The 1387-nt window shown below is 73.3% G+C and carries 1 protein-coding gene; it reads left to right on the top strand.

Features of this window, described 5'->3' with window-relative positions; genetic code table 11:
* Positions 1-245 precede the first annotated feature (245 nt).
* Entirely contained in the window at positions 246-1160 is a 915-nt protein-coding gene (locus ABZ948_RS38015; protein WP_359767543.1) for an amidohydrolase family protein, read from the top strand.
* Positions 1161-1387: the final 227 nt, after the last annotated feature.

Genomic DNA, 1387 nt, shown 5'->3' with positions numbered 1-1387 from the left:
TCATCCTCCGGCGCCCCGTCGGGCCGGGATGTGGTTGGTCGGCGTCGTGATCCGGCGCCTGCGGGGCGGCGGTGGGTGAGGGGCGTCGCCTACGGGGGCCGTTCGAGGCCGGGGCGGGGCCGTTGCCATCGGCCTCGCGCTTCGCCATCGGGCCCGGACATGGGGCGGGTCGTGTGACAGAAGCCTCATCGTCAGGTCTGTCCAAGAGATCGCCCTCCCACCCGCCCAGGGGCGATCGTGGCGGTATGAGTGATCAGCCTGGGGCGGCCGGCGGCTCCGAGGAGGCCGGTGAGGTGCGGCGGTTCTGGGGGCGGCTCGGGCTTCCGGGGCTGGTCGACGTGCACACGCACTTCATGCCCGAGCGGGTCCTGCGCAAGGTCTGGGACTACTTCGACACCGCCGGGCCGCTGGTCGGCGGGCTGGAGTGGCCGATCACGTACCGGACGGCGGAGGCGGAGCGAGCGGCCCTGCTGCGGGAGTTCGGCGTGCGGGCCTTCACCTCGATGCTCTACCCGCACAAGCCGGGCATGGCCGCGTGGCTCAACGGATGGGCGGTCGACTTCGCCCGCCGCACCCCCGACTGCCTGCACACCGCCACCCTCTTCCCCGAGCCGGGGGTCGCGGACTACGTCCGCGAGGCCGTCGAAGCGGGCGCCCGCGTGTTCAAGGCGCACGTCCAGGTGGGGGCCTACGACCCGGCCGACGAACTCCTCCAGCCGGCCTGGGGACTGCTGGCCGAGGCCCGGATCCCCGTGGTGGTGCACTGCGGCTCCGGGCCCGCGCCCGGCAAGCACACCGGCCCCGAGCCCATCGCCCGGGTGCTGGCGCGGCACCCGAGGCTACGGCTGATCGTCGCGCACATGGGCATGCCCGAGTACGAGGAGTTCTTCGGCCTCGCCGAGCGGTACGACGAGGTGCGGCTGGACACGACGATGGCGTTCACCGACTTCGGCGAGGAACTCATGCCGTTCCCGCGCCGCGCCCTGCCCCGGCTCGCCGCGCTCGGCGACCGCGTCCTGCTCGGCTCGGACTTCCCCAACATCCCCTACCGCTACCTGCACCAGCTCCACGCCCTGGAGCGACTCGGCCTCGGGCAGCAGTGGCTGCGGGCCGTGTGCCACGACAACGCGGCGGAGCTGTTCGGCCTCCGGGCCGGGTGACAGGGCCGTGCGCAGACACTCCGGCCTCCGGGGGCGGCAACTCGTCCCACCGATCGGTGTGTTCGTCGTACACCGCCGTCGTCTTCGAGGAACCATGGCCCGGACGCCGGCGCCCCGGGCGTGACGGACGTGTCCTAGGGGGTGTCCGCAAAGTCCCGCCTGCCCCGCGACGCCCGGCACGCACTCTCGCCGCACCGGGCGAACACCCGAGTACAACCAGTACGCGG

It is taken from the genome of Streptomyces olindensis (assembly GCF_040645895.1).
Lineage (GTDB): Bacteria > Actinomycetota > Actinomycetes > Streptomycetales > Streptomycetaceae > Streptomyces > Streptomyces olindensis.
The sequence above is the reverse complement of the archived record's forward strand: the minus strand, read 5'-3'. Positions and strand labels throughout refer to the sequence as shown.